This is a genomic window from Paenibacillus lemnae, from assembly GCF_012933385.1.
In the GTDB taxonomy this organism is placed as follows: domain Bacteria; phylum Bacillota; class Bacilli; order Paenibacillales; family Paenibacillaceae; genus Paenibacillus_AQ; species Paenibacillus_AQ lemnae.
In genome coordinates, this window is record NZ_JABBPN010000030.1 from 34,193 (window position 1) to 60,091 (window position 25,899).

Consider the following 25,899-nt stretch of genomic DNA (forward strand, 5'->3'; position numbering starts at 1 on the left):
TCTCTCCCCCCTTGCTGCTGCATGTACTATTCTATTCGACACATCTTGCAGACGGTTGTGCGGTTGCAGGACAAAGCTTGAGAGGATTCGCGGAATCCACGGATAACGCAAACAGGCGCATCCTCCTGTTGTGGAGTCTGCGCCTTCCAAATTCAAGCTACGGTTTGCTCGATAGGACGTTATCAAGAAACTGTTCTGCATCGCTATTGAATTTCCAGCTGATCCCAAACTTATCGACCAGCATTCCAAAGCAGGATGACCATGGCGTATTACTTAATGGCATGATCACATGACCGCCCTCAGACAAAGCCTGAAAATATGCTCCCAATCGTTCCTTATCATCCATGACCAGACTGATCCATACATTATTTCCCTGCACGAGCTCGCCGGTTACCGACTTCATGGAAGGCAAAATGTCCGACATCATGATTTTTCCGCCTGCGAATGCAATGGAAGACTCCATGATCATATTCAGCTCATTATCTGGAAGTGGATAGGTAGGATCCTGCGGAATATCCCCAAATCTCACTTTTTTCACATCTGCTGCACGTAAAGCCTCCGAATAAAATCCAATCACTTGTTCTGCATGTCCATCAAAATTTAAATAGGCAATCGCTGACATAAAACCTAACCTCCTTCGTGTTATAAATGAAGTATAATAAATAAACGGTGACATCTTATTGTCGTCATTTCATAACTGAAAATAAATAAAAGAGGAAAATGACATGAATAAGATAGAGCGATTGATATGTATCATTATGATATTACTGAAAAAGGACATGGTTTCGGCAAATGAATTTGCGCAAATGTTTCATGTATCCAAGAGAACGATTCTCCGTGATATGGAAACCTTGAGTTTATCCAACATTCCGATCTATGCGATCACCGGGGTTCATGGCGGTTATGGGATTATGGAAGAATACAAGGTCGATAAGCGTCTGTTAAGCAGCTCTGATCTGGAGAACATCCTGACTGCGCTTGGCGGGCTGGAACAGCTTCTGGTTCCTGAAGAAATCGGGGTGACGATCAAAAAAATAGAAGCCATGGTAAGTCCATTGGCTCCGAAAAGTTCCATTCAATTATCTTTTTATGATTGGGAGGGCCGGTCTGAGATTCGTCAAACCTTGAAGACTTGCCAAGAGGCTATATTAAAGAGGAAATTGATCTCATTTCATTACATAGATAAAGAGGATACGGCGACAAAAAGAACAGTCGAGCCATATCAGCTTCATTTCAGCGAGATGAGCTGGTATTTGAAAGGCTTCTGTTTAGCGCGTATGGGGTATCGAACGTTTAAACTATCCCGGATCGACGACCTTACCATGAATGAACAAACATTTACCCCACGTGATGATGTATTGCAGCAAGCACAGCACGCAGGTTATCAGCCAGATCTGGTGACCGTCAAGGCCTTGATTTTTCCGGGCATCAAAGATCATTTCATTGAAAGATATGGACGAAAGAGCATTGAAGACTACAGCCCTGATTATTTACTAGCCACAATCCATGTGCCGCAGAACAGTCACGGATTCCAATTTATAGCGAGATTCGGCACAAATCTGAAAATCGTAGACCCGAAAAGCTATGTGGAAGCATTTCGGGTCTACTTGAATCAAATGGTCGAGAATTATAGGAGCGACTTACAGTGACTTAATAGATTGATATATCTCCCACAGCCGTAACCTTGCCGTCTGATATTGCTGCTTTTAGCAAGTCTTCTTTAAACTGTTTTAAATACAACACGGCATCAAAGTCATCCGCATTTTGCTGGGCAGAGGCCGCTTCTTTCAATAGCTTATCCGCTAAATTTTGCTTGGACAGCACATTTTGGTAGCGAGGCGGAGCAAGCTTCTCCCAGTGTTCTTCCTCTGTAACTCCATCTGCTTTCATTAATTTTTTATGAGTGTCCTGTACTTCTTTAGGCTGCTGACTTAATATTTCTCTGTATTTTTTGGCTTCCTGTCTTCCCTCTTCTAATGTTGCGGAAACACCTTCTCGCTGTGCTAATTGTAAAAACAATTCTTCCCTAACCATATGTTTCAGAATCTCTGAGTCCGTCAGCGTTGAAGGTGTAATACTGTTTTGTTCTTTATAGTTCAAAAATTGACTGTTTGTAATTTCACTTGAACCTACTTGAACCAATACTTCCTTCACAGCGTTATTGTTCATTTTGGTGTTCGTCGATATCATTCCTACAGTAAGAGCTCCTATCGCAACAATGACTGCAATCACTATTTTTTTGTTTATCCTCATTGGCCACTCCTCCTATTTGCCGCCTGCTCTTATTACCACGATATACCTTGGATTATAAAGGAAGTAGTAAAATATTGCTATTTTTGATAGTATGTTTCTACTTTGTTTTGAGGGGGATTACGTTGAAAAAAGGTTTGAAGTTAGGATTCGCAGCGATATTGACTGTGCTGATGTTATCCGCATGTTCAGAGCAGACGGTGGTCAAGGAAGAGGCCAGCCCGGAAGTACAAGATAACATGGACAGCGGAGCTGAGGAGCCAACCGTTGTATCGGCCGACAAAGCGTCAGAAGACACGACTGAGGATACACCTAAAGAGGTGGTAACAGCCGCCAAAACGGGTGACACGCTGAACGTGGATGGTGTGAAAATTACCGTGGTTGATATCAACACGTTTGAGGGCCGTATTAATGAATACGACCCGCTGCAGGAGGACCATGCTGTAAAAATCAATGTGATCGTAGACAATACGACAGCGGAAAGTGCTTTTGTAGATGCGATGAATTTCAAGCTGTTTGATAAAGACGGCTTTGAACTGAACGCTGCACTGCCCGGTGATGAGGAGGCTTTGTCCTCAGACATTCCAGCCGGTAAAAAAACCAAAGGTGCGCTGTACTTTGATGTTCCCCAGCAAGAAGGGACATGGGAACTTCATTATGAGAGCATGATGTCGATCGACGGTCAGCCCGCCGTTTGGGAAGTAGAACCGAAATAGTACATAACGCCCCTTGAAATAGACTGGCTGGGTTTCAGCATATGTCCATTTAAGGGGTGTTTTTTTGTGTGCACAATGCTTCCTCTATCCCTGTACGTCATGCCGGACCACTTCTTCTGCGGTTGCTAAAGATGGTCTGGAAAGCATGACATAGGTGGTAACCACCGTTACTTTCTCACCAACCTCAAGATCTTCATACAGCTCGGCATCTTCTATAAAATAAATTATAATCTCCTTCTCATCATCACGACTGAACTCTGAAAAGGTGCCTGTATTAGCCTCTGACCGGGTGATGTCCTTCACAACCGTTATCGCAGATTTCTGGCTGCCGTTGAAATCCATTTCATTCTTTTCGATGATATAATCCCCCGCCTCATCAGCGGGCTGACTGCATCCAAGCAAGGAGATGAGCAGCAGTGCCGCAAGAATCCATTTCAGCTTCGGCGTAGCGATCATCCTCCAAGCTTCTCCTGCACCGACTGCAGCTTCTGTTTGCTGGATCCTGCTTTATCGCGGCGGTCGTCGATTTTGACAGATGTGGATACTCGCTTGGCTCCTGACAGAAAAGGTGCTTCGTGCAGAGCTGCAATCGCCCGCCATAGCGGAGTGAGCTCTCCTTCGATAATGGTGCTCATGGAGGTCAGTTCGTAGGAGATGCCCTCCTGCTGCTCCAGCACCCTCTGCATCTCTGCCACATAGCTGCTGAGACTTGTGGTTCCCGTACCGATCGGAATGACTGTGATTTCGGCAATCGCCATGATATGTGCCTCCCTTGTTTTAACGAAGATAGCTATATTTTAACAGTTCCTGCCACGATCTCAAAACATCCCCAAACCTCTCCCTCTTCTTCGCCAAAATAGCAATCTCTCATATAAGGTGAATCTCCTAATAAAGTGACGCATTTCGGCAGAATGTGAGGAATCCCACTCTCTTTTGTGAGTTTCCACATTGGCAGATTGTCTGCTCATTTGCTATAATTCATTTTGTGCCTTTTTTTCAGATTCTCGTTTACAGATACAACATATTGGGTTAAATTAATTATTACTAACCAAATATAGTGTATACAGGTGTCTTGATGATCCTGATGATCATCAGACTTAATAGGGAAGCATGGTGCAAATCCATCACGGTCCCGCCACTGTAAAGGGCTATAGGCGAGAGATTTCGCGATTTCTCCCCATCCCGGCTTTATGCCACTGAAGACTTAAATCTATATGTCTTTGGGAAGGCGCCGGCGATGTGCCCAAGTCAGGAGACCTGCCTGTATGACCATACACCAATCCTACGGGGATATAGGAAGTGTTTACGAATGGCGTCTGTACATAAGCAGATCCTTTCGGCTAATAGCCGGATGTGATCCAAGGCATGTTTCACTCACAGCGCACAGTAACATTTTCGTCCCTTCCCCGGGAGGTACGCCGAAAATGTTTTTTTCATGTTTTTTTTAATTTTCCTCAGGAAGGTAGGGAATTATTTATGCCTCAACTCGTAGTAAAACCCAATAACCGTCAGCTGGCTTTTGATGAAATCCGTCTCTCCGTCTATGCCGACCGTATTCTGAAAGAACTGGACATGCTCGATAAAGAAAGGCTTCTGCGCGGCGTACAATCCAAACTGCGCGGAGAGCAGGTCTCCGGTGAGGAGATCAGCAGCGCGTTCACCATGTCTGCCCTGGAACTGGTCACTAAGGAAGAGCCGAACTGGAAATTCGCAGCAGCCCGCTCCCTCCTGACGTCTCTCTATAAAAAAGCGGCGACTCACCGCCGCTACAAAGCTTATCCTGAAGAGCCTTACGGTGCGCTGTATCCGCTCATCACCGAGCTTGTGCAAAAAGGCATCTACCGCGAAGAACTTCTGACCAGCTACAGTAAAGCTCAGATCGAGGAGCTTGCCGATACGATTGACTATACGCGTGACCTGCTGTTTGACTACATTGGCCTGCTGACACTGGCAGAGCGCTACCTCGCTACTGATTTCGATGGACGCGTCATGGAGCTGCCGCAGGAGCGCTACATGGTGATTGCCATGTACCTTATGCATAACGAACCTGAAGAAAAACGCCTGGATCTCGTAAAAGAAGCATACTGGGCGATGAGCAATCTATATATGACCGCAGCTACCCCAACCATGTCCAATGCCGGTAAAAAAGTGGCCGGACAGCTGTCCAGCTGCTTTATCGATACGGTCGACGACTCGCTGGAGGGCATATTCGACTCCAACACTGACGTAGCACGTCTGAGCAAAATGGGCGGCGGGATCGGCGTGTACCTCGGCAAAGTCCGGGCACGCGGCTCCGATATCCGCGGTCATAAGAATACCAGCTCCGGCGTCATCCCTTGGATCCGCCAGCTGAACAACACGGCGGTCAGCGTCGATCAGCTGGGCACACGTAAAGGTGCGGTTGCCGTTTACCTGGACGTGTTCCATAAAGACATTCTCGCGTTCCTTGACCTGAAGCTGAACAACGGGGATGAGCGCATGAGAGCCCATGACGTGTTCCACGGCGTATGTCTGCCGGATCTGTTCATGGAAGCTGTTGAAGCACGCGATGAGTGGAGCCTCTTCTGCCCGCATGAAGTGAAGAAAGTGATGGGCTGGAAGAGTGAGGACGGACGTCCGCTGGGCCTTGAAGATTTCTATGATGAGAAGCTGGGCGAAGGCCAGTTCCGTGACAAATATGCCGAAGCCGTAGCTCACCCGCTGCTGCCGCGCATCACGGTTCAAGCGATTGACATCATGAAGCGGATTATGAAATCCCAGCTGGAAACCGGTACACCGTACATGTTCTACCGTGACACCGTAAACCGGGCGAACCCGAACTCCGCACACGGCATGGTCTACTCGTCCAACCTGTGCACAGAGATTATGCAGAACCAGTCTCAAACCGTAGTGGAACAGGAAGAACTGGTGACCAAAGACGGTCAAACCCGGATCGTGATCTCCAAAATCCCTGGTGATTTTGTGGTCTGCAACCTGAACTCTATCCACCTGGCCCGTGCAGTTCCTGCCGGCGTGCTGGAGCGCCTTGTACCGATTCAGGTACGTATGCTGGACAATGTCATCGACATTAACAATATTGAAGTGCTGCAGGCACAGTACACGAACAGCCAGTACCGCGCTGTCGGTCTCGGCACATTCGGACTGCATCACCTGCTCGCCCTGGAAGGCATTCGCTGGGAGTCGGATGAGGCCGTAGCCTATAACGACAACCTGTATGAGCGCATCAACTACCTGCTGGTGAAATCCAGTATGGAGCTGGCGAAGGAAAAAGGTCATTATCCGAAATTCAAGGGCTCCGACTGGGAAAGCGGCGAGTATTTCACCTTCCGCGGGTACACCGACGGCGAGCATGAAGGCAAGTATGTGACGACCAGTCAGTGGCGTGAGCTGCAGCAGGAAGTTCAGCAGAACGGTGTCCGGAATGCATGGCTCTTCGCCATCGCGCCAAACGGCTCCACCTCGATCATTGCCGGCTCAACCGCCAGCATCGATCCGCTGTATGAGCTGCTGTCTTATGAAGAGAAAACGACTTACAAAATCGCCAACCCGGCTCCGGATCTGTCCGAGAAGACGATCTGGTACTACAAGACGGCATTCCTGATTGATCAGAACTGGTCCATCAAAATGGCCGCCGCCCGCCAGCGTCACGTCGACCAGGCTCAAAGCTTCAACCTGTACGTGCGTCCCGATATCCGGGCATCGGAATTCCTGGAGCTGCACCTGCACGCCTGGAAAGCCGGCATCAAGTCCACGTATTATGTACGCAGCCGGGCCCTGACGATTGAAGAATGCGAGTCATGTGCAAGTTAACCGAATCCCTAACCTTTTCGAATCCCTCCCAAACCCTCCCTTTCCAAAGGGAGGGCCCCGAGGGCGCTGCCCTCTAGACACCCGGAACTTCAACCCGCGCAGGGCGGAAGTTTGGCTGAGGTACGGGGCTTGAGTGCTGGGATCGCTTTTCTCCCTTCGGGCACGCTTGATGTTTGTGCAGCCCGATGCGAAGCAAAAACGCGTTATCAGAGAAAACAGATTGTCACAAAAGGCATCGTTTGAATAAGCTAGAAAAAAAGCTGCGTAGGATAAGGATATCTAGTCGGAAGACGCCTTTGGGAACCCTTTGCAACCTCTTAATATACAATCCGGCAAAGGGTGGACAAGAGTGGCTGGAGAGTAGATATCCGTTCCCCCAAAGGGTGGACAAGAGCGGCTGGAGAATAGATATCCGTTCCCCATAGGATGAACAAGAGTGGCTGGAGAATAGACATCCATCCCCTAATATAGATTGCAAGGAGAGAAAATGAGCATGCAAATGCAAAAGATTTTTAACACGGAAGCGCCAAACCGCTCGACCCGTATCATCGAAGGAGAATGCTCCGGCATTTTGAACTGGAACGATATTCGCATGCCGCATATGTACAAGCTGTACAAGGTACTGCTCCTGAACCACTGGATCGCGGATGAGATTCCAATGTCCAAGGACGCGCAGCAGTTTCCACGGCTGGATCCGGAAGAACAGCGCACCTTTAAAATCAACATTTCGCTGCTCGCGGTTCTGGATTCCATGCAAACCATGTTTGTGGGGGATGTGAAAAAGTATTTCACGGACTCCTCGCTGGAGGCCATTTCGGCTATTATCGGGCAGCAAGAAGTGGTGCATAACCAATCATATTCTTACGTGCTGTCTTCCATCGTATCCGATCAGGAACAGAAGGAAATTTTCGAGTACTGGAAGCATGATCCGGTGCTGCTGGACCGCAACCGGTTTATTGCCGACATCTATCAATCGTTCCGTGACAACCCGTCGCCGCAGACTTTTTTTGAAGCGATGGTTGCGGATTTGATTCTGGAAGGGATCTTCTTCTACAGCACATTTGCATTCTTCTACAACCTGGCGCGTGACCAGAAGATGATGTCCACCAGCCAGATGATCTCCTACATCCAGCGTGACGAGAATCAGCATTGCTACTTCTTTGCCGAAGTGTTCAAGCAGCTGCTGAAGGACTTCCCAGAGCTGGACACCAAAGAGAACCAGGACTACATCTACCGTACCGTGAACCGCGCCGTGGAGCTGGAAACGAATTGGGCGCACTATACGCTCAGCAACGTGAAAGGCATTGATCTGAATGAGCTGGCAGATTACATCAAATACATTGCCAACCGCCGCCTGTCGATGATGGGGCTGGACAAGGCTTATGAAGGTGTAGACGTCAACTGCATGCCGTGGATCAAGCCGTTCTCTGACGAGGCCTTGAATGCCACGAAGACGGATTTCTTCGAAGCCAAATCCCGGAACTACGGCAAGGTCGGGGACGACAACGGGTTTGACGATCTGTAAGTGTCCTTATATCTATTATCAAAAAAACCGTTCCGCCCTTCCCTCGGGCAGAACGGTTTTTCTTAGGTTCTGGAAGTACTGGATCACCACTCACAGTTTACTGGATGGGTTGTTTGTCTTGTTCCCTCCAGCTCCATGTCCCAGCCCCTGCTTTACATGCTTCAGCTGTGCCACGATGATGACACTGATGACGACGAGCAGGAACCATGAGCTGATTTTGCCGATGTGCACCAGGCTCCAGGTCCGCTCCTGCCCCGGATAGGTCCAGGCCCCCAGAAAGGTGGAAATATTCTCAGCCACCCAAATGAAGAACCCGATCAGAATAAAAGACAAGGACAGCGGCATCCGGTACGTATCCCTTGACACCTGAAAGAAGACAACGGTGCGCCAAAAGACCAGGAACAGCAGAGCTGTAAGCACCCAGCGAAAATCCCACACATAATGATGTGTAAAAAAGTTGCCGTAGATCGCCGCGCTCAGCAGCACGGTCAACACGGCTGGCGGCCAGCCGGTCAGGCGCAGGTCAAACCTTCGCCAGGCCTGACAGATATAGCTGGCCACACTGGCATACATAAAGCCGCTGTACAGCGGCACACCACCGATTTTGCTGTACGCTTCTTCCGGATATGACCATGAACCCATATGTACTTTGTAAAGCTCCAGCATGAGTCCAATGACGTGAAACACGCAGATGACCTTCAGCTCATCCCAGGTTTCCAGTTTACTCACCAGCATACCACCCTGCGCCAGCAGGCAAATGAGAAGTATCAGATCATATCGGGGCAGCCCGGGGATGTCCACGATTTTGGTCAGCCCTAAAGCTGCAAAAATGATGACCGGAAAAATACAGGACAGCGCCTGCTGCATTCCGAATGTCCACAGCTTGCGAATAAATGACATGGTTCCTCCTATGGCAAAACGCTTGCCTCAATCATTATGATCAGACGTCTTTCTTTACGTCCTTCTTCCAATATAAAGCAGATGAGAGGATGTTCCAAGAATGGACGGGTCATTTGCCAAAGAGATTAGAAAACGCAGCCATTCATCTTTCTTCCCCTGCTCCGCCCAATACTGCTCCTGTTCCGAAGACAGCAAGGACATGACACTGGAAGATCCGATCAAATCCAATGTTTTGAAGCCATGGTTCTCCATAAACGGTTTAATCTCATCTACCTCAAAATAATAGGCTCCTGTAAACCGCCCCTTGTCACTATGATTAAAAGATCCAGTTTCCCTGAACTTCTGTATGGCTTCAAGGTTGTCATTCGGCTTCCAGAACTGCGGATGTTGAAGCGAGGTTAAGGCAGCTGATCCAACCGGACAGCATTCATGACATGAAACCCATCAAATTGATGTGTCAATCCGAATTCTGCAGCCTTTTGCTTTGCGGTTTCTACAAGGGCAGGCGTTAGATCCGACAGCGTGACACGATGCCCAAGCCTGGCCAGCTCCATCGCATATTTGCCTGGTCCGGCACCATTATCGAGCACCTTTTGAGTGCCTGTCAGATACGATTTGATGTAATGCAGATTAATCATGAATTCCAGTGGTTCACGGTCCAGCCGGCCCCACTCATCAAACTGGGAGTAATACTGAATTACACTCTCCATATTTACACCTGCCTTTTAATAAGTTATGAGGAATTAAAATAAAGACTATGTTAAATTCTAATGTTGATATTTGACCATAAGAAAACCGCAAGCTAGCCCCATAGCCGCAACGAAATAATGAGCCTAATCCGACAGTGCCCGCATGATGTTGGATTTCGCCTCTACCGCAATCGCTTCATTCCCGTCATCGACCGCTTGCATTAAGATCAGTATGGGGATGTATACCGCGATCAGCCGCGCCAGCAGCTTCGTTTCCTCGTCCGCTCCTCCGTACGTTTCGAAAAACACGCCGCGAGCGTAAGGTGGTAAAAAGCTATAAGCAACGCTCAAATCGCAAGCCGGATGGCCTACGCTCAGATCTCCCCAATCAATGATGCCGGAAACGATCCCGTTCTCATTCACAAGCATATTTTTGAAATGAAGATCGCCATGCAGCAGTGCATTCACCGCCTCGACACGGTCCTTTTGCAGCCTGTTAATATACGCTTCGATCGCACCAGACTCCTCCGGCGATAAGTGTTCAACCACCTTAGATAGAAAGCCCTCCAATTTTACTTTGCGCGCTGCTATGTCCGTCAAGTTTCGATGATCTTGCTGAACTCCGCACTTCAGCGCCGCCTGCACTGGAAACTCATGCAATCTCCGCAAAAATTTCGCGAGCGTCTCTGCCGATAAAGCCCGGCGTTCTTCCGTCAAACCGATTGGGAAATCTCCTGACACGTAGGCATAGCCAAGAAATGGCGCCGGGTATTCGTCACTTGCTTCGCCATAAAACAACGGTTTCGGATAGGGAATGGTCATATATGCCTCCAGCTTCGGCAGCAGCTTCCCTTCCATACGAATTGAGCCAACGGCAATCGTTCTTCTTGGAAACCGGAACACGTACTCGTCACCGATGAGAAAAACCGTATTGTCCCAACCCCAGCCCAATGGCTTTACTTGCTTCGATGACAGCTGAGGGAATTGTCTGCCGATCAGCGTCCGCGCCTGCTCTTCGTTAACCTCCCACTCCGCATCCCATACATTTGTTCCTCCCATGAATTGTCTGCCTCCTCGTTCCTTAAAGCCAAAGTGTTCGTAAGGTCATTGAATGTTTGGCGACAGGACTTACAACGGTAACGTTGACGTTTAACCTCTCCAGTGCATGTTCTTACAGCACACTTTTACCCTTGTTATAGAACTCTCGTTCATAATTATCGAATATCAAAAACAAAGTTTAACATAGCCAAAACAAAAAACCTGCCGCCTCCAAAGAGACAGCAGGTTACGTTCTTTAAGCCCAGTCATCTTCACCACTCTGATTTCGGCCTATCCTGCTTCAATTCCTGCAAGATGCGTTTCGTTACGTTTACTGTGCCTTGCGTACGGCAAACCATAGTTCAACATACTGAAGTCCGTCCCGGCTGCCATAAATTTCGAATTCCATGCTGTCAACTGGCTCATAGCCTGCTGTCGGCAGCCACTCCCCATAAAACCGACGGTACATCGTCTCTATAATATTGTCGAAGGCATCCCATGTAAACAGCTCCGAGGTGAACACCACCCACGTGAGCGTAGGAATCGATATGACTGAGTACCCTTCTACTGCACTGGACTCATTCCGAAACGCGCATAACATATAAGGAAAGGTATCCCCTCCCGTGTGCTTATAGCTGCACAGGGCATGAACCTTATGCAAATCCTGACTCACAAAGGAAGGAAGTCCCCCAGCCCGTGCAGCCAGCTGTTCTATTGCTCCGTTTTCGTGGCAATGCTGCCACCATTGTGCCGGGGTTTGCGGCATCTCACCGCCTCCGTCTATTTGAAATTCCCGTTCCAATCCGAATACCTGGAATGCTTCCTTCGTCTCCATCCGATAATTCATCGCTTCCGCTCCTTTGATCGAAATCAGGAAGGAGAGCCGGGGATAGGCTTTTAATGCAGTACCTTCTATGCGAGCCGCTGACGGAGTGACGCCATGAAGCTGCTGAAATGCCCGTCCAAAGGAAACCGGGGACTCATAGCCGTATTTAAGGGCTGCATCAATAACTTTGGCCCCGTGATTCTGCAAATCAATAGCCGCCAGTGTAAGGCGCCTTCGGCGTATATATTCAGCAAGCGGCACATTGGTAATGAATGAAAACATCCTCTGGAACTGATGTGACGAACAGCACGCATGACGGGCGACCTCACTCAGTTCAATGTTTCCGGACAGGTTCATTTCAATATAATCCAAGGCGCGGTTCATGTTCGCAAGCCATTCCATCTTTCTCCCTCCCTTCTATGCAAGTATAGATGCCTCAAAACAGTCAGTCGCAATGATTTGTGCACAATAAAGTTGTGTTCTTCATCTATTCAAAAAGCCCTGGGGCGGCTGCCCCAAGGCTTGAAATGCGTTATGTTTACTTCACCAGGCTTGCCACGATATGGTCGATGATCTGGCTGTTCGCGATTGGACCGGTGTAGAGCCAGCTTTCGCTCTTGGAGAATTCATAGACATTGCCGGCTTTTACTGCCGGGATGCTCTTCCAGAGCGCTCCGCTCAGCACATCCGAGTCTGCACCATCGCTGTTAATCACGAACAGCTGCTCCGCATCGAGCTGTACGAGCTTCTCTAGTGAAATCTCGCTCCAATTTCCTGTTGCGCTCGCAGAGATTTCTTTCACGACCGCAGGCACCTTCAAGCCGAGATCTTTATACATTACGCCGCCGCTGGAGACATTCTCACTGACGACGAAGAACTTACCGCCCACCAGCCATACTGCAGCCGCCGACGGATTGCCTGCCGCCTGCTCAATGGAGGCTTTCGCCTCTGCCGCTTTGGCGTCGTAGCTGTCCAGGACTTCCTTAGCTTTATCCTCTTTGCCGAAAACCTCGGCGATCTTGTTCAGTTCCTCACGCCAATCGATGTTTACGTCTTTGCTGACAACATATGTTGGTGCAATCTGATTATACTGGTCATACTTTCCGCCCTCTACCGTCGAAGCAGAATCCATCAGGATGAGGTCGGGATTCAGCGCTTGAACGGCTTCAAATGGAAGATCATACGGAACGGTCGGCACGCCTTCCAGGTCACCTTGAAGGTAATCCTGTACGCTCCCTTTGCTGGTGCTCCACTGTGCGGCTGGCTTGATTCCTAGTGCTACGAGGTGATCCTCCAAGTAGGAAGCAATGACCCGCTCGGGATTAGCCGGAACCTTCACTTCATGTCCCATTGCATCCGTAACTGTACGGGTCCCCCCTTCTTCTGCACTATTCTGTTCTGCTGGCTGCTCTGCCGCAGGCGTCTGTTCTGCTGGTGCTGGCGCCGGTGCCGCCTGCTTCGGATCGTCTTCCTGGCTGCCGCATGCCGCTAAAGATAAGGCCAGCAGACCTGTCGTCAGAAGCTGTACCATTTTTTTCGCTTTGAATCCTTTATACACGTGAAATTCCCCCTATATTCTTTCAAAATACATATCGTCTATCTAGTGATAATGATAATTGATTTCAATTAGATTAAAATATATAATAGAGTTGTTGTCAAATATTATTTTTTCAGAAACTTTACATAGAAAAGAGTATCTTACATGAATTCTTCCAAGCTAGAGAACCGCGGTCCCCGCCGTGAGCGAAATCCATTCCTGCGTCTGCTCATATTATTAGCCGGACTCGGCGGCTTGATGATCGCTGTCATGATCTCCATTCGATTCGGCGCCGCCGACCTGACGTACCGGGATGTGTGGGAGGCCCTCTTCGATTATGATGCGGAGAACAGTTCGCATATCATTATCCGTGAACTGCGGCTGCCGCGCGCCTTGGCAGCGATCTGCATCGGAGCCGCCTTGGCCGTATCAGGCGCGATCATGCAGGGAATGACCCGAAACCCGCTGGGTGATCCTTCGATTCTCGGTGTGACTTCCGGGGCCTCTTTTTTTATCGCGATCGCCCTTGCCGCTGCACCTGCTGTAACCTACCTGGGGCTCATGGCTTACTCGCTGGCTGGTGCCGGTCTGGGAGCTGCTCTGGTGTTCGGATTAACTGCACTCTCCAGAGGTGGCGCAACCCCGGTTAAGCTCGCTCTGGCGGGATCTGCTATCACAGCCCTGCTGAGCTCCTTGTCCACTGCAATTGGACTCCGTTTCAATATATCGAAGGACATCAGCTATTGGTTCGCCGGCAGTGTCTCCAGTGTCCAGCCGCAGCACGTCTACTTTGCACTGCCTTTTATCGCTTGCGGTCTGTTGCTGTCCATGCTGCTGTCGCGCTCAATTTCTATCTTGAGTCTGGGGGAGGAAACCGCCAAAGGCCTGGGTCAAAATATTACGCTCGTCAAGCTCGCAGGCACGCTCGCCGTGCTGCTCCTGACGGGTGCCGCGGTGTCTATCGCCGGGGTCATCGGGTTTATCGGACTGGTTATTCCTCACATCACAAGATTTCTTGTAGGCGTAGACTACCGTTGGATCATTCCGTGTTCAGCGGTGCTGGGCGGTATTTTGCTGCTCATATCCGATATCATCGGCCGGATGCTGAATGCTCCGTTTGAAACACCGGTAGGTGCAGTCACGGCCATCATCGGCGTACCCTTCTTTCTTTATCTCGCACGCAAGGAAGGGAGAGAATTATGATGCAGACATCAAACCGTACAGCGCTTCATAACAAAAGATTTCAAATATACATAGCAGCAGCGTCTCTTCTGATCATCGTAGTGATGCTGCTGGGCATCAATGCCGGCCAAATCCATATCCCATTGGGAGATGTCATGTCCACCTTGACCGGAAACGGCACAGCTGAAAACCAGCTGACCATTTTCCAGTTCCGTCTGCCCCGGATCGTTATGGCCGTTCTCGTCGGCATGGGTATTGCGGTATCCGGCGCCATTCTGCAGGGCATTTCCCAAAATCCGCTCGCCGATCCCGGCATCCTGGGGATTAACTCGGGAGCAGGATTTACCGTTGTGCTGTATATGTTTTTTATCCAGGGCAGTGTGGTGTTTACCGGCTGGCTGTCGGTTGTGATTATGCCCTTTGTGGCTTTACTGGGCGCTTTTGCCGCCGCTTTGCTCATTTATACGCTGTCCTGGAGCGGGGGAAGAGTAACACCTGTTCGGCTGCTGCTGTCGGGTATTGGCGTCAATGCCGCTTTTGGAGCCGGGCTGATTATATTTCAGATGAAAATGGAGCCCATGGACTTTATGAAAGCCGTCATCTGGCTGTCGGGGACCATCTGGGGCACCAACTGGACCTTTGTCTGGTCGCTGCTTCCCTGGATCCTGATCCTGATTCCCTGGGCTGTCTATAAATCAAGAGTGCTGGATGTACTGCGTCTGGGTGATCCCATTGCAGCAGGGGTAGGCGTGCCGATTGAAAAAGAGCGCCGGCTGCTCCTGATCATTGCCGTCGCTCTGGCTGGTGCCTGCGTTGCTGTGGGCGGCGGAATCACCTTCCTGGGGCTCATCGCCCCCCATATCGCCAGACGTCTGGTCGGCTCCGGACACGCCAGAGCCCTTCCCTTCTCCGCTGTGCTGGGCGGACTGCTGCTGCTGTCTGCGGACACCTTGGGCCGTGTCGTCATGGCGCCGATGGAGCTGCCGGTCGGCATCGTTGTTTCTATTCTGGGTGCGCCGTATTTTATTTATCTGCTGCTTCGGAAATTATAATTTTAGCATGACAAAAAAGACACCCGCGGTTTGATGGATCAACCGCGAGGTGTCTTTTTAGCGTCTACTTGAGGTTTTTAACTTCAGGCTGCTATATCCACAGGGGACTGCTCCTTCCGGTTGAGCAGAAATGTCAGCGGAAGCGCGGCCACAGCAATGAGTGTACCGATGAGAAAGACATCGTCGATCCCCATCGTCGTCGCAAGCGGCCGGCTGCTGATGCCCTCTCCTTTATAGTAGGCAGAGCGGGCAACGATCAGGGCGCTGAAGACCGCAATGGACAACGAGGCGAGTCCCTGCCTTGCCCAGTTCGTGATCGAAGAAGCATGACCGGAATACTCACGGGACACCGCGCTCATACCCGCATTGGTCAATGGCATACTGCACAGCGCAATACCGACACAGCGGACCAGCTGCAGCAGAGCAATGATCAGCACCGAAGTCCCTGTACCGATGCGGCTGAATAACGCTGTTGCCACGACAATAATGAAAATACCGGACAATACGAGCTTAAACGGCCCCGCCGCATGATAGAAACGTCCGACGATCGGGGCCGCGGCAGCCATCGCGATCGCACCGGGCAACATAATCAATCCGGTATCCATCGGCGACAGATTGAGGACCGTCTGCAAATACAGCGGCACGAGCAGCGTTCCCGTGTACATCGAAACCGTTACGATACAGTTCAGAATCAAGCTGTACCGGAATCTTTTGAACCGGAATACCTTCAGCTGCAGCAGCGGCGATTCGGTCTTCAGCTCCCACCGGATGAAAAAAGCGAGCAGCAGCAGACCGATGAACATCAGGGACATTGTCTTCAGTGAGCCCCATCCCCATTCCCCGCCATGGCTAAAAGCAATGAGCAGCAGTGTGCTGCTGAAGACTACAGACAGAAAGCCGGGAGTATCAAAGGATTTTTTCTCTCCAACCTTATAATAAGGAATGCATTTCCCTACAATCCAGACTGACAATACGCCAATCGGCAGGTTCAGAAGAAAGATGGATTTCCATCCGAGATACTGTACCATCCAGCCGCCCAGCGTCGGTCCGATCACTGGTGCCAGCATGGATGCTAAACTCCACAGCCCCATCGCATAAGCCTGCCTCTCACGCTCAAATACCTGGTAAATGATCGTCATCGTGATCGGAATGATCATCCCGCCGAAAATCCCCTGAATGATGCGGAACGTAATCAAGGAATAGATGCTCCAGGCTGCCGCACAGAGTGCCGAAAACAGCATAAAGCCTATCAGCGAGATGATCAGCAGCCTTTTATAGCTCAGCTGGTCCCCCATATATCCCACAATCGGAGCCACAATGCCTGTAGCCAGCAAATACCCGGCCATCAGCCACTGTACAGTACTGAGATTGGAGCCGAACGTGTCCATGACGACCGGAAATGTAACATTAATTGTCGTAATACTAAGTACGGCCAGAAAATTACCGATAAAAATGGCTGACATGATCAGCCAAAAAGAAGATGATGATTTCGATGCTTCCATAAGCTAAAATGCCCTCCTGTCTAAAAATCCATGTTGTCCTAGCGGAACAGCTTCCGCCGCAGCAGCTTCATCATGACGTACAGCATATCCAGCTCCTCGTCATCCATAGCGCGAAAGATGCTCATAATTCTGTCGTCGCCTTCGTTTCGCTTATCCAGCACAAGTGCATGTCCCGCTTCCGTATGATCCACGTAGTGACTTCGACCGTCCCGAGGGTTCGGTTTGCGGTACACCAGCCCCTTCTGTTCCAGCGCATCCACCAGATAAGTAATGCTCGCGGCTTTCAGCTCCAGATGTTCTGCCAGCTGAACCGGAAGAGCGGGACCCTGCTGGTCAATCCAGCTAAGAATCGAATATTGGTTCAGTGTGAGATCATGTTTTTTTAAATGCTGCAAAAAAGATACGACCCGGTGCTTGGTCAAGGCATCCGATAAATCCCGATACACATCCATCAGCTGATCGGGATTGATATCCTTGGGGTTCTGGGGGTTCTGCAACCTTGTCACTCCCTTTTCTAATCAGTTGTTCGCGCGCTATATAGTTCATATTTTCTAACTAAATAAACAGTAATTAACTGATTTTGAGATCCTCTTCTGTTGATACAACGTTTAATTATACACCATTTCCCGGATAAAGTATACATTTTGCGATTACATTCTCCATTTCCTCTTCTGCAAGCGGTTAAAAGTAATTCGATTCACTGTAGTAGTTTTGAATACTTCTCAAACGGAGTACTCATTTTTGATCATAGAAAAAGCTGTCCCAAAGATTTTTTGATCTTTCGGGACAGCCTTTTTTAGTAAGAATGCGTTGCCGCTTGTTCATCATTAAATACAGGGATCAACTGAGTTAATCCAAGTACCGAAAACACGCCGTTCAGCGTATCAATAGTTACATTTTGTTTAGCAGCCTCAATGTTAGATATTTTAGCTTGTGTCGTGCCAGCCAGCTTAGCCAATTCCGCTTGAGATAACTTCAAAGCTCTACGCCGTGCAAAAACCAGGTTCCCCACCACAACGGAGAAACTATCGAGATATTCCCGCGCTTCGGGAATTTCTCTGGCAGACATCTTCAATTCCTTAAAACTTTGCCCCAGTTTTTTACTCATACTGATCAACTCCTTGAAAGTTAATGTATTTCTCTGGGTTCTTAACAAAGTCCTTATAAATGCTTTCTGATTCTAAAGCGATCTTCTCAAATTCCGGAGAATATGTCGCCTGTTTCAATACTGCTTTAATCATTAGTAATACCTGCAAATCCCCTACCCGATGTTCAAAAAAGACACACCGGAAGGCACCGGCATTTTTCCAATTGACTCGAAACTCCAACAGAGGAACATGATTCCGAAGTTCTTTTACAAGGCGGATCGTGTATGGAAATCCATCTTCAGTCTCATCAATAAAGTACTCATTCAAGGCTCCTAAGCCGTGACCCTCTAAGAATTCTAAACCTCGCATAATGAAAATGAAAAGCTGCTTCATATCCTCATCACTGTCAATCTTAGACCGAATATCATGGATTAGACTAAGGGCTTGTTCATCTCCTGATTCATCAGGCAGAAATTCAATTATTGTTCTCATTATACCGTATAAGATATAAAATGTAAATTATAAATTACAGCTTATACCTTTTGCCTCCTCTCTTGTTTAATCCTTAAACAGCTCATTCAACATGACTTCACGATGGTTGATGAACTCTTTGGTGATCATATAATGATCGGTCTCCTCCAGCGTGCACGGTTCCATCCCGTGTTCTGTCAGTTTATAAATCACCGCATCCGGGTAGGCCATAAGAATAGGAGAATGCGTAGAGATCAGAAATTGAGAGTCCTCCTTCACCAGATCGTGAATCCGTGCAAGCAGCGCCATCTGGCGATAGGGCGAGAGTGCCGCTTCCGGCTCGTCCATAATGTATAGTCCGCGTCCCCTGAACCGGTGAAGGAAGGTCGCGAAAAATGACTCTCCATGTGACTGCTGGTGCAGGGACTTCCCGCCATAGGAATCGTACAGGCCCGGCCGCTCTCTTTCCAGGGCATCCACCTCAGACGCTACATTGTAATAGCTTTCCGCACGGAAGAAAAATCCGTCCTTTGGCCTGCGCACGCCCCGCACTGTCCGAATATACCGGTGGAGCTCCGAATGGGTTTCTTCCGTTGCAAATGAAAAATTGAGCGTACCGCCTTCCGGATTAAATCCAAGCGCTGCCGCAATAGCCTCCAGTACCGTCGATTTTCCCATCCCGTTCTCACCTACGATATAGGTGACTCGAGGATGAAACTCCAGATAATCCATCGCAGACACCGCAGGAAGGTTAAAAGGATACCGCTCGAAAGAAGGCACCTGGTCTTTCATTAGCTGCACACTCCGAAGATAGGCTCTGGTCATGCCATAACTCATGCTGATCTCTCCTTCCATATGATAATAAAAAAGCGGCATTTCCAGCATACTGCCGAGAAATACCGCTGATGTGTGGCTGTTCTTTATTCCCTTTGTTCCACTTATTCCCCTTGAATAAAACGGTACAGCCTCTCCACTTTTTCATCGGTGAGCGTCCCGCTGTTGTCAAACACATGGATGGATCCCGGCGGAATATCCCAATTGACTTCAGGCACAAAGTCCACCCGTTTTTTAAAATCGTCCCAGTGTTCCAGCTTCCATTGATCCCGCTCCGTCTTCCGGTCCACAATGCGCTCTTTCTGCAAATCCATATCCTTCAGAGCTACCACGATAACCTTAACATCCACTTCATCTTTACTGCGACCAGAGGCCGAGATGACCTCTTCGATCCACTCGCGGTTTTTCAGCTCTGCGGTGAACGGGGAAATCATGAACACATTTTGGCCTGCGCTCAGATTTTCGATACAAATATCCTTCGTGGTGTCATATTCCAGATCCCGAAGATGCTCCTTGTAAAAGGAAGAATCCCGATCGTTCGGATCCATTCCTTTAGACTCCAGAAATTTCTCGACAAAACGTCCTCCGACCGTATCCCGGTCCAGAAAAGCGGCCGGAATGCGGACAGCGAGCTTCTTCGCTACAGTTGTTTTGCCTGTGCCGGCGACACCGACAAAAAAGACCAGCTTTTGCATGCCGTACCTCCTCATGTTCTATTGTGCTGTATTACTCTGCTTTGTGGGCGATACGCTGTTCTGTTTCCACAGCCAGCTCCTCCAATGCGATATCAAGCCGCTCCTGCAGAATCTCTGCAATTTCGAAGCCGCCCTCCTCTGTACGTGCCACCTGTGCATCCACCGCGTAGACACCGCCCAGAATAAACCGCGCTCCCATGGAAGAAAGTACCGGCTTGAGCGAGTAATCAATGGATAACAAGTGGGCCAGGCTGCCTCCGATGAAGAGGGGCAAAATGACCTTGCCGGCGAGCCCTTTTTGCGGGATCAAATCCAGAAATGTCTTCAGCACACCTGTGAAAGAAGCCTTGTACACGGGACTTGCGATAATCACCGCATCGGCTTCAGCCACCAGGCCATTTGCCTTGATGACATGCTCGCTCTCAAATCTAGCCAAGATCAGATCCTCTGCTGGCAGCTGGGCCACGTCGACCCGGCTTACCTCGTACCCCTTCGCTGTCAGCTGCTGCTCCGCTTGTTCCATAATTGCGGTCAATCTGGAACCTGCCGTTGGACTCCCGTTAATAATAACGGCTTTTTTCATGCTCATCACTCCTGTAGTTTGGTATGTCTGCACGCAGGGCTGCTGTGTGCCGTATCCTTTTCTCATGACTGAAGCTCTTGATGCACAGATGCACAGCCTCATATTCAGAAAAAAGGACTTTACAAGATGCTGCAAAGTCCTCCGGTTGTCCGGTCGTGTTGGTTCTGATTTATGTTATCAATCGGCCCTGCGCTTTGTCAATGCGGCGGTTTGTGATATTCAATTCACTTCCTGAACAGGTAAGGGGTTGACCTGTTAACAGGATCAGACTGTTTATAGAATGAAGGATTCACTATATGGCGGATATCAACCACATAAATGATTGAGGTCATGAATGATTGAGAACATGAAAGATTTATCTTCTCACACAATTACGGCTTATACGCAGCGGCGGCACGTTCCGGCGGTCTTCAGCATAGATATACAGCATAAACTGGAGGACCGGAGTGATGCAGATTCGTGCAGGTCAGTCCGGTGCTGACAGAGATCGAAGGATGCAGGAGGAAGCCGCCGATGGATTCCGAAAAAAATCGTTATAATAACAGCCGGATGGATACAGGGTTTTATGCCTGGAACAAGCTGGCTGGTGCAGGTATGGCTGTGCTGCTGCTGACGATACTTTCATGGCTCTGGCCGCAGGCGGCCGGGCAGTCCGGAAAGATACTGGGTGTGTCCATTCCGATGGAACACTGGATTTACGGCTATGGTCTAAGCGCATCGTTAGCTGCAGATGCGGTGGTTTCATGTTTCCCGCGGGTGGGCCGTATGAAGCAGGCTGCGCTGTATGGTGCAGCAGGTTTTTTGTGCTTTGCGCTGCTTACAGGGGGAAGCACCGATACGGTATGGGTACGGGGAGCCGCAGGCATTCTGATGCTGATGGTGTTCTGGTGGAGCAGAAGAGTCTTGTTCCACCATTCCCTGATGATGATATGCCTTGCACTATTCGTACCGCTCTTCTGCCTGCTATAGCGCTTCGATTACATCACCGGCGGTGACGGAGGAGAAGTGGCCGCGCGCCTGGGCGGCTCTTTCTCCCGCCAGGCCGTGCAGACGGACACCAAGCGCCGCGGCCTGCGGTCCGGACAAGCCCTGTGCCAGCAGGCCCGCAATGATGCCTGTCAGCACATCGCCGGTGCCGCCGGTCGCCATGCCGGGATGTCCCGTTACATTAACAAAGGCTCGTCCGTCCGGACAGGCGATGACGGTTCTTGAACCTTTCAGGACGAGCGTCACCCGGTTGCGCAGTGCATAACCGACAGCCGTTCCGATCCGGTCCCGCTGCACCTCGGCCGTGGATATGCCTGCAAGACGAGCCATCTCCCCCGGGTGCGGGGTGAGTACAGTGTCGTGCTGGCGCGGCACCCACTTCCCGGTATCCGGTGCATCCGCGAGTGCGTTCAGGGCATCGGCATCCAGCACCAGGGGGACGCTGCTGGACTCCCACAGGCGGCGGACCCAGGCGCTGTCTCCATCAAAGCGCCCGATTCCCGGACCTGCGGCCAGGACATCCCGGCTCTCCAGCAGCTGGATCAGCTTGTCCGCGGAAGCTTCACTCCAGACCCCCCGGCTGCGGCCCGATGCCTCCACCGGTGTCAGCATCAGTTCAGGCGCTGCACCTGACATGGGCAGCAGCAATTCTTCCGGCAGCGCCCAGGTGACCAGGCCGCTGCCTGCACGAAGGGCCGCACGTGAGCACAGTAGACCAGCTCCGCTCATCGTGCGGCTGCCGGCCGCAGTCAGCACATGACCGTACGTTCCTTTGTGCCCTTCCGGGGAGCGGGGACGCTTCGGGTCACACTGAAGCTCCCCGCGCAGCACGTCCGGCGTGAGCAGAAATGTGTTCACGCCGTGCTGTCTGCAGAGCGACGAGGGAATGCCGATGGAGCGCACCACCACCCGGCCGGCAGCTTCCGCGCCGGGGTACTGCACGAGGCCTCGCTTCAGGAACGCGAGGCACACCGTCACCGACGCGCGCACACACGGCTCGTGCCGTGCGCCGGTGTCGGCGTCCAGTCCGCTGGGAATATCCGCGGACACGATCGGCAGGCCGCTGTCATTCGCGGCCTGAATGAGCGCGGCGTATGCGCCGCGGGGCGCGCCGCTCGCGCCCGTGCCCAGCAGCGCGTCCACGATTCCCGTGTACGCGCGCAGCTCCACGGCCTCATCCCGGCCGTGGAACTTCTGCGGGATGCCAAGCTTCGCGGCGGCATCCTGCTGAAGGGCGGCGGCGCCGGACAGCTCTGCCGGTCCGGCCGCCGCGTACAGCAGCGTGACGCGGAGCCCCGCTTCACACAGATGCCTGGCGGCAGCGGCACCGTCGCCGCCGTTGCTGCCCTTGCCCGCGAGCACCAGCCAGTGCTGCGCGGACGGGTTTGGCAGATGCAGCGAGGCATCTGCCGCAATGCCATGCGAGGCGAAGGGCGCCTCGCCCCCACCGGGTGCAGCGACAGCTGTCGCTGCACCGCTGCGGTGCTGTCCTGCCTCCCGGCACAGGGACAGCACCTCCTCCGCAATGGCCTTTCCGGCATTTTCCATGAGGGCAAACGCCGGAATCCCGATATGTTCGATCGTATGAAGGTCCAGCGCCCGCATCTGTTCTGTGTTTACAATATACATGTGCTGCTCACTCCTTAATATCCCACCGTGAACCTCGCACGGGTGAATTGGGGATCATCCAGCTCATCCAGCATGGCCACTGCATAATCCTCTACAGAAATATGGCTGGACCCGGTTTCGTCTACAACCAGGCGATCCGTTCCGATCCGGAACTGCCCCGTCCGCCGCCCCGGCTCTATGATCGCTGCCGGACTCAAATACGTCCAGTCTACATCCGACTCCTGATAAATCCCATAAGCATCCGCATGGGCCATCGCCAGGCTCTTGATTTCTGCCGGAAACTCCGGCGTGTCCATCAGCGCTTCACCGCTGTCTGTAATGAGGCTGCCCGCTCCGCCGACAATCAAAAGACGCTTTACACCGCTGCGCCGGACGGCTTCCAGCAGCACCCGGGCCGTTTCCAGCAGTTCCTCTTCTTCCCCGAACCGTGGGCCATACGCACTGATGACCGCATCGCTTCCCTTCACAGCTTCAGTGATGGAGTCCGGATCCACCGCGCTTGCTTTCACAATACTCACCTTGTCCCGGAACGCCTCCAGCTTCTCGGGATGCCGGACCACCGCGGTGACAGCATGCCCTCTGCGTAGTGCCTCCTCTGTAATACTTTTTCCAATCGTACCTGCTGCTCCAACAATAGCTACTCTCATCGTCATCCTGCTCCTTTCCATGTCCGTAGGGTGAATTTCTCTCTTCTATCATTACCCAAAACAAAAAAGATCAATAGGTCTTCACATTAGGTCTTCACATTTCAATCTGATCTGCCGATACTAGATGTGCATGCGTTTTTATGAAACAAAAGGCCTGAAATACCCTGTCTTTATGTCGTATTATGCTGAAAAATAAGTCTCCAGTCTCTCAGCCCATCAAACTACATAGAAATGGAGTTAATGTATCATGAAAAAAGTTCGCACCTCTTTCAAAATGCTGTTCCTGCTATCCTGCAGTTTGCTGCTCCTTAGCGGCTTTTCATATCCGCCTAAGCCGCAATCCCTGGGCACCAATAGCAATATGAAGGCTGTATGGTTGTGGGATACCCCTTTCATTAAAGAAAATCCTGCCTCGATCCTGGCGTTTGCGGAACAAACCGGACTGGATACCATTTATCTTCAGATGAACCGTGATGTGCGTCCAGAGTACTATAAAAGCTTTATTAAAGCAGCTGGCAAGCAAAATATCGAAATTCATGTACTTGGAGGTGCCCCCTCCTGGTCCCTGAAATCCGAACGCCACCGTCTTGATGCCTTTCTGACCTGGACAAAAGAGTATCAAGACGCTGCTGCGCCAGAAGAGCGGTTTACCGGAATCCATGTAGATGTTGAGCCGCACGGGCTTGCACAATGGAAAACAAACCAGGCTGATCTGATCCGTCAGTGGCAGGACAACACACGCTACCTGGCAGAAGGTGCCCGTGCTCTGAACCTGCCAATTACGGCTGACATCCCATTTTGGATATATCAATACCAGCTGCCGGACGGTTCCATGTCCATGAGCCGCTGGATGTTGACTCAAATGGATGGCGTAGCAATCATGGCTTACCGGGATCAGGCTGACAAGATCTACAGCGCTGCTGCAGTAGAGCTTAAAGAAGCGGACGAGCTGGGCAAAAAAGCCTGGATCGCCGTAGAAACGAAGTCCAGCAACGAAGGGGCATTCATTACCTTCTATGAAGAAGATGCTCCCTACATGGACGAACAGCTGCAGCTTTTGAACAAAAAGGCCGCTTTACACAGCTCATTTTCAGGCTTCGCGATTCATGATTACAAAGCGTACAAGGCTCTAGTAGAGAAAGAGTAGTCACAGTAAGGTTTGGTTCTTCACCACAACGTGTCCTTGACAGACTTTAGTCCAGAATTACAGCAAACAAGCCGCATCTCCGCTATCGTGGAATTGTTTAGATCCACACAAGAAGGGGAGCGGCTTGCGTTTTTAAATTTATTAAAGAGTCAAAATCCGTTGGATCCGGGACTTTAGCATGCCGAGAGTCACACCAAGCATCTCGGCCATTTCGGGTAAAACAAGCTCCGCCGAGTAATGGAGCACGCATTCTAAACAAAAAAATATCCCCTTCCCCTTCCTTGTCGGAAGCGAAAGGGTTACTAAACAACACTTATGATCCTTTTACAACTTGGATGTTATTAATAAAACCATCTTCTGGGGTAAATATCGGGGTAAACTTTTTAGTTTTCACATCATATTCATATAATCCACGTTTATTATTTACAATAGCAATAGTATAGATCTTGTTAGGGGAAGCTAATCTCCCTGACTGATGCCGGAAGAAAAGTTTTACTTGGATTAAAATCCATACGAATTGAACCGGATTTCATGGACAGTGTCTATTTCAATATGCTTACTGGAGAAATTATAAAAGATGAGAGCGTGATGAGATCCAAGTTTAGGACCAAATCTAAAGGTATGGTTTACCTTAATAATATTAAAGATTTAAATGGAGATTTTCTTACTACCTACGAACATGAAATCAGGGAATTATATAATATGAGCATTTTGCATAATTTTAATTTCGACGTAAAGACAGCAGGATTCACTCGGATCAAAGCGGATCCGGTGGCTTCATTTTAAAAATG

At 50.2% G+C, this 25,899-nt stretch carries 27 protein-coding genes and 1 riboswitch; of the genes, 8 read left to right on the plus strand and 19 right to left on the minus strand.

What is annotated here, in order from left to right:
- Positions 1 to 157: 157 nt before the first annotated feature.
- Positions 158 to 622 carry a VOC family protein gene (locus tag HII30_RS20415; RefSeq protein ID WP_169506890.1) on the minus strand — a complete coding sequence of 155 codons (465 nt, stop codon included), beginning with the start codon at positions 620 to 622 and terminating at the stop codon, positions 158 to 160.
- Positions 623 to 725: 103 nt separating this feature from the next.
- On the opposite strand from HII30_RS20415, the gene HII30_RS20420 reads away from it, so the two are divergent.
- Entirely contained in the window at positions 726 to 1,649 is a 924-nt protein-coding gene (locus tag HII30_RS20420) for a helix-turn-helix transcriptional regulator (RefSeq protein ID WP_169506891.1), read from the plus strand.
- Between the two features lies 1 nt (position 1,650).
- Here the strand turns inward: HII30_RS20420 and HII30_RS20425 are convergent, their stop codons facing one another.
- Positions 1,651 to 2,253, minus strand: a complete 603-nt coding sequence (locus HII30_RS20425) for a SurA N-terminal domain-containing protein (protein ID WP_169506892.1) — start codon at positions 2,251 to 2,253, stop codon at positions 1,651 to 1,653.
- A gap of 122 nt (positions 2,254 to 2,375) precedes the next feature.
- On the opposite strand from HII30_RS20425, the gene HII30_RS20430 reads away from it, so the two are divergent.
- Complete coding sequence (locus HII30_RS20430; RefSeq protein ID WP_169506893.1) at positions 2,376 to 2,966, plus strand: DUF4352 domain-containing protein; 591 nt, start codon at positions 2,376 to 2,378, stop codon at positions 2,964 to 2,966.
- An 84-nt stretch (positions 2,967 to 3,050) separates the two neighbouring features.
- Here HII30_RS20430 and HII30_RS20435 read toward each other — a convergent pair whose 3' ends face one another.
- Positions 3,051 to 3,422, minus strand: a complete 372-nt coding sequence (locus HII30_RS20435; RefSeq protein ID WP_169506894.1) for a DUF3221 domain-containing protein — start codon at positions 3,420 to 3,422, stop codon at positions 3,051 to 3,053.
- A complete protein-coding gene (locus HII30_RS20440; RefSeq protein ID WP_169506895.1) occupies positions 3,419 to 3,724 on the minus strand; it encodes an MTH1187 family thiamine-binding protein in 306 nt (101 codons plus the stop codon). The genes HII30_RS20435 and HII30_RS20440 overlap by 4 nt, the downstream gene beginning before the upstream one ends.
- A gap of 290 nt (positions 3,725 to 4,014) precedes the next feature.
- Positions 4,015 to 4,245: riboswitch (cobalamin riboswitch) on the plus strand.
- 197 nt (positions 4,246 to 4,442) lie between these two features.
- Here HII30_RS20440 and HII30_RS20445 point away from each other — a divergent pair.
- Both HII30_RS20445 and HII30_RS20450 read left to right on the plus strand, forming a co-directional pair.
- Entirely contained in the window at positions 4,443 to 6,776 is a 2,334-nt protein-coding gene (locus HII30_RS20445; protein ID WP_169506896.1) for a ribonucleoside-diphosphate reductase subunit alpha, read from the plus strand.
- Between the two features lie 493 nt (positions 6,777 to 7,269).
- Positions 7,270 to 8,301: a ribonucleotide-diphosphate reductase subunit beta gene (locus tag HII30_RS20450; protein WP_169506897.1), complete on the plus strand. Its 1,032-nt coding sequence runs from the start codon at positions 7,270 to 7,272 to the stop codon at positions 8,299 to 8,301.
- Positions 8,302 to 8,391: 90 nt separating this feature from the next.
- On the opposite strand, the gene HII30_RS20455 is transcribed toward HII30_RS20450, so the two are convergent.
- The 6 genes from HII30_RS20455 to HII30_RS20475 all read right to left on the minus strand — a co-directional run bounded on the left by HII30_RS20455 (position 8,392) and on the right by HII30_RS20475 (position 13,285).
- Complete coding sequence (locus tag HII30_RS20455; RefSeq protein WP_169506898.1) at positions 8,392 to 9,201, minus strand: DUF817 domain-containing protein; 810 nt, start codon at positions 9,199 to 9,201, stop codon at positions 8,392 to 8,394.
- Between the two features lie 54 nt (positions 9,202 to 9,255).
- Positions 9,256 to 9,453, minus strand: coding sequence for a hypothetical protein (locus tag HII30_RS21960; RefSeq protein ID WP_343045136.1), 198 nt, complete (start codon positions 9,451 to 9,453; stop codon positions 9,256 to 9,258).
- Positions 9,454 to 9,599: 146 nt separating this feature from the next.
- The gene (locus HII30_RS21965; protein WP_343045137.1) at positions 9,600 to 9,911 is read right to left on the minus strand and encodes a class I SAM-dependent methyltransferase; all 312 of its coding nucleotides are present in this window, start codon (positions 9,909 to 9,911) and stop codon (positions 9,600 to 9,602) included.
- Between the two features lie 123 nt (positions 9,912 to 10,034).
- Positions 10,035 to 10,949 carry a phosphotransferase gene (locus HII30_RS20465; protein WP_169506899.1) on the minus strand — a complete coding sequence of 305 codons (915 nt, stop codon included), beginning with the start codon at positions 10,947 to 10,949 and terminating at the stop codon, positions 10,035 to 10,037.
- A 310-nt stretch (positions 10,950 to 11,259) separates the two neighbouring features.
- Entirely contained in the window at positions 11,260 to 12,156 is an 897-nt protein-coding gene (locus HII30_RS20470) for an AraC family transcriptional regulator (protein ID WP_169506900.1), read from the minus strand.
- Positions 12,157 to 12,292: 136 nt separating this feature from the next.
- Positions 12,293 to 13,285 carry an ABC transporter substrate-binding protein gene (locus HII30_RS20475; RefSeq protein ID WP_169506913.1) on the minus strand — a complete coding sequence of 331 codons (993 nt, stop codon included), beginning with the start codon at positions 13,283 to 13,285 and terminating at the stop codon, positions 12,293 to 12,295.
- Between the two features lie 171 nt (positions 13,286 to 13,456).
- Between HII30_RS20475 and HII30_RS20480 the strand changes: the two genes are divergently transcribed.
- Positions 13,457 to 14,494 carry a FecCD family ABC transporter permease gene (locus tag HII30_RS20480; RefSeq protein ID WP_169506901.1) on the plus strand — a complete coding sequence of 346 codons (1,038 nt, stop codon included), beginning with the start codon at positions 13,457 to 13,459 and terminating at the stop codon, positions 14,492 to 14,494.
- Complete coding sequence (locus tag HII30_RS20485) at positions 14,494 to 15,525, plus strand: FecCD family ABC transporter permease (RefSeq protein ID WP_211184710.1); 1,032 nt, start codon at positions 14,494 to 14,496, stop codon at positions 15,523 to 15,525. Before HII30_RS20480 ends, HII30_RS20485 begins: the two co-directional genes overlap by 1 nt.
- Before the next feature lie 83 nt (positions 15,526 to 15,608).
- Here HII30_RS20485 and HII30_RS20490 read toward each other — a convergent pair whose 3' ends face one another.
- The 7 genes from HII30_RS20490 to ssuE all read right to left on the minus strand — a co-directional run bounded on the left by HII30_RS20490 (position 15,609) and on the right by ssuE (position 20,698).
- Positions 15,609 to 17,027: a DHA2 family efflux MFS transporter permease subunit gene (locus tag HII30_RS20490; protein ID WP_169506902.1), complete on the minus strand. Its 1,419-nt coding sequence runs from the start codon at positions 17,025 to 17,027 to the stop codon at positions 15,609 to 15,611.
- A gap of 38 nt (positions 17,028 to 17,065) precedes the next feature.
- Complete coding sequence (locus HII30_RS20495) at positions 17,066 to 17,524, minus strand: MarR family winged helix-turn-helix transcriptional regulator (protein WP_246246789.1); 459 nt, start codon at positions 17,522 to 17,524, stop codon at positions 17,066 to 17,068.
- Between the two features lie 299 nt (positions 17,525 to 17,823).
- Entirely contained in the window at positions 17,824 to 18,135 is a 312-nt protein-coding gene (locus HII30_RS20500; protein WP_169506903.1) for a helix-turn-helix domain-containing protein, read from the minus strand.
- A complete protein-coding gene (locus tag HII30_RS20505) occupies positions 18,128 to 18,607 on the minus strand; it encodes a hypothetical protein (protein WP_169506904.1) in 480 nt (159 codons plus the stop codon). Before HII30_RS20505 ends, HII30_RS20500 begins: the two co-directional genes overlap by 8 nt.
- A gap of 66 nt (positions 18,608 to 18,673) precedes the next feature.
- Positions 18,674 to 19,423 carry an AAA family ATPase gene (locus HII30_RS20510; protein WP_169506905.1) on the minus strand — a complete coding sequence of 250 codons (750 nt, stop codon included), beginning with the start codon at positions 19,421 to 19,423 and terminating at the stop codon, positions 18,674 to 18,676.
- A gap of 101 nt (positions 19,424 to 19,524) precedes the next feature.
- Complete coding sequence (locus tag HII30_RS20515) at positions 19,525 to 20,115, minus strand: P-loop nucleotide/nucleoside kinase family protein (protein WP_169506906.1); 591 nt, start codon at positions 20,113 to 20,115, stop codon at positions 19,525 to 19,527.
- A 31-nt stretch (positions 20,116 to 20,146) separates the two neighbouring features.
- Positions 20,147 to 20,698 carry an NADPH-dependent FMN reductase gene (gene ssuE / locus HII30_RS20520; RefSeq protein ID WP_169506907.1) on the minus strand — a complete coding sequence of 184 codons (552 nt, stop codon included), beginning with the start codon at positions 20,696 to 20,698 and terminating at the stop codon, positions 20,147 to 20,149.
- 513 nt (positions 20,699 to 21,211) lie between these two features.
- On the opposite strand from ssuE, the gene HII30_RS20525 reads away from it, so the two are divergent.
- The gene (locus HII30_RS20525) at positions 21,212 to 21,667 is read left to right on the plus strand and encodes a hypothetical protein (protein ID WP_169506908.1); all 456 of its coding nucleotides are present in this window, start codon (positions 21,212 to 21,214) and stop codon (positions 21,665 to 21,667) included.
- Here the strand turns inward: HII30_RS20525 and HII30_RS20530 are convergent.
- Both HII30_RS20530 and HII30_RS20535 read right to left on the minus strand, forming a co-directional pair.
- Positions 21,662 to 23,314, minus strand: a complete 1,653-nt coding sequence (locus HII30_RS20530) for an NAD(P)H-hydrate dehydratase (RefSeq protein ID WP_169506909.1) — start codon at positions 23,312 to 23,314, stop codon at positions 21,662 to 21,664. The genes HII30_RS20525 and HII30_RS20530 overlap by 6 nt on opposite strands.
- Before the next feature lie 14 nt (positions 23,315 to 23,328).
- Positions 23,329 to 23,961, minus strand: coding sequence for an NAD(P)-dependent oxidoreductase (locus tag HII30_RS20535; RefSeq protein ID WP_169506910.1), 633 nt, complete (start codon positions 23,959 to 23,961; stop codon positions 23,329 to 23,331).
- A 247-nt stretch (positions 23,962 to 24,208) separates the two neighbouring features.
- Between HII30_RS20535 and HII30_RS20540 the strand changes: the two genes are divergently transcribed.
- The gene (locus HII30_RS20540) at positions 24,209 to 25,108 is read left to right on the plus strand and encodes a hypothetical protein (RefSeq protein WP_169506911.1); all 900 of its coding nucleotides are present in this window, start codon (positions 24,209 to 24,211) and stop codon (positions 25,106 to 25,108) included.
- Positions 25,109 to 25,899: the final 791 nt, after the last annotated feature.

Bases quoted from the DNA above. Each gene is read 5' to 3' on its own strand.
- HII30_RS20415 (WP_169506890.1), bottom strand. From the start codon at position 622: ATGTCAGCGATTGCCTATTTAAATTTTGATGGACATGCAGAACAAGTG.
- HII30_RS20420 (WP_169506891.1), top strand. From the start codon at position 726: ATGAATAAGATAGAGCGATTGATATGTATCATTATGATATTACTGAAA.
- HII30_RS20425 (WP_169506892.1), bottom strand. From the start codon at position 2,253: ATGAGGATAAACAAAAAAATAGTGATTGCAGTCATTGTTGCGATAGGA.
- HII30_RS20435 (WP_169506894.1), bottom strand. From the start codon at position 3,422: ATGATCGCTACGCCGAAGCTGAAATGGATTCTTGCGGCACTGCTGCTC.
- HII30_RS20440 (WP_169506895.1), bottom strand. From the start codon at position 3,724: ATGGCGATTGCCGAAATCACAGTCATTCCGATCGGTACGGGAACCACA.
- HII30_RS20445 (WP_169506896.1), top strand. From the start codon at position 4,443: ATGCCTCAACTCGTAGTAAAACCCAATAACCGTCAGCTGGCTTTTGAT.
- HII30_RS20450 (WP_169506897.1), top strand. From the start codon at position 7,270: ATGCAAATGCAAAAGATTTTTAACACGGAAGCGCCAAACCGCTCGACC.
- HII30_RS20455 (WP_169506898.1), bottom strand. From the start codon at position 9,201: ATGTCATTTATTCGCAAGCTGTGGACATTCGGAATGCAGCAGGCGCTG.
- HII30_RS21960 (WP_343045136.1), bottom strand. From the start codon at position 9,453: ATGGAGAACCATGGCTTCAAAACATTGGATTTGATCGGATCTTCCAGT.
- HII30_RS21965 (WP_343045137.1), bottom strand. From the start codon at position 9,911: ATGGAGAGTGTAATTCAGTATTACTCCCAGTTTGATGAGTGGGGCCGG.
- HII30_RS20465 (WP_169506899.1), bottom strand. From the start codon at position 10,949: ATGGGAGGAACAAATGTATGGGATGCGGAGTGGGAGGTTAACGAAGAG.
- HII30_RS20470 (WP_169506900.1), bottom strand. From the start codon at position 12,156: ATGGAATGGCTTGCGAACATGAACCGCGCCTTGGATTATATTGAAATG.
- HII30_RS20475 (WP_169506913.1), bottom strand. From the start codon at position 13,285: ATGGTACAGCTTCTGACGACAGGTCTGCTGGCCTTATCTTTAGCGGCA.
- HII30_RS20480 (WP_169506901.1), top strand. From the start codon at position 13,457: ATGAATTCTTCCAAGCTAGAGAACCGCGGTCCCCGCCGTGAGCGAAAT.
- HII30_RS20485 (WP_211184710.1), top strand. From the start codon at position 14,494: ATGCAGACATCAAACCGTACAGCGCTTCATAACAAAAGATTTCAAATA.
- HII30_RS20490 (WP_169506902.1), bottom strand. From the start codon at position 17,027: ATGGAAGCATCGAAATCATCATCTTCTTTTTGGCTGATCATGTCAGCC.
- HII30_RS20500 (WP_169506903.1), bottom strand. From the start codon at position 18,135: ATGAGTAAAAAACTGGGGCAAAGTTTTAAGGAATTGAAGATGTCTGCC.
- HII30_RS20505 (WP_169506904.1), bottom strand. From the start codon at position 18,607: ATGAGAACAATAATTGAATTTCTGCCTGATGAATCAGGAGATGAACAA.
- HII30_RS20510 (WP_169506905.1), bottom strand. From the start codon at position 19,423: ATGAGTTATGGCATGACCAGAGCCTATCTTCGGAGTGTGCAGCTAATG.
- HII30_RS20515 (WP_169506906.1), bottom strand. From the start codon at position 20,115: ATGCAAAAGCTGGTCTTTTTTGTCGGTGTCGCCGGCACAGGCAAAACA.
- ssuE (WP_169506907.1), bottom strand. From the start codon at position 20,698: ATGAAAAAAGCCGTTATTATTAACGGGAGTCCAACGGCAGGTTCCAGA.
- HII30_RS20525 (WP_169506908.1), top strand. From the start codon at position 21,212: ATGGATTCCGAAAAAAATCGTTATAATAACAGCCGGATGGATACAGGG.
- HII30_RS20530 (WP_169506909.1), bottom strand. From the start codon at position 23,314: ATGTATATTGTAAACACAGAACAGATGCGGGCGCTGGACCTTCATACG.
- HII30_RS20535 (WP_169506910.1), bottom strand. From the start codon at position 23,961: ATGAGAGTAGCTATTGTTGGAGCAGCAGGTACGATTGGAAAAAGTATT.
- HII30_RS20540 (WP_169506911.1), top strand. From the start codon at position 24,209: ATGAAAAAAGTTCGCACCTCTTTCAAAATGCTGTTCCTGCTATCCTGC.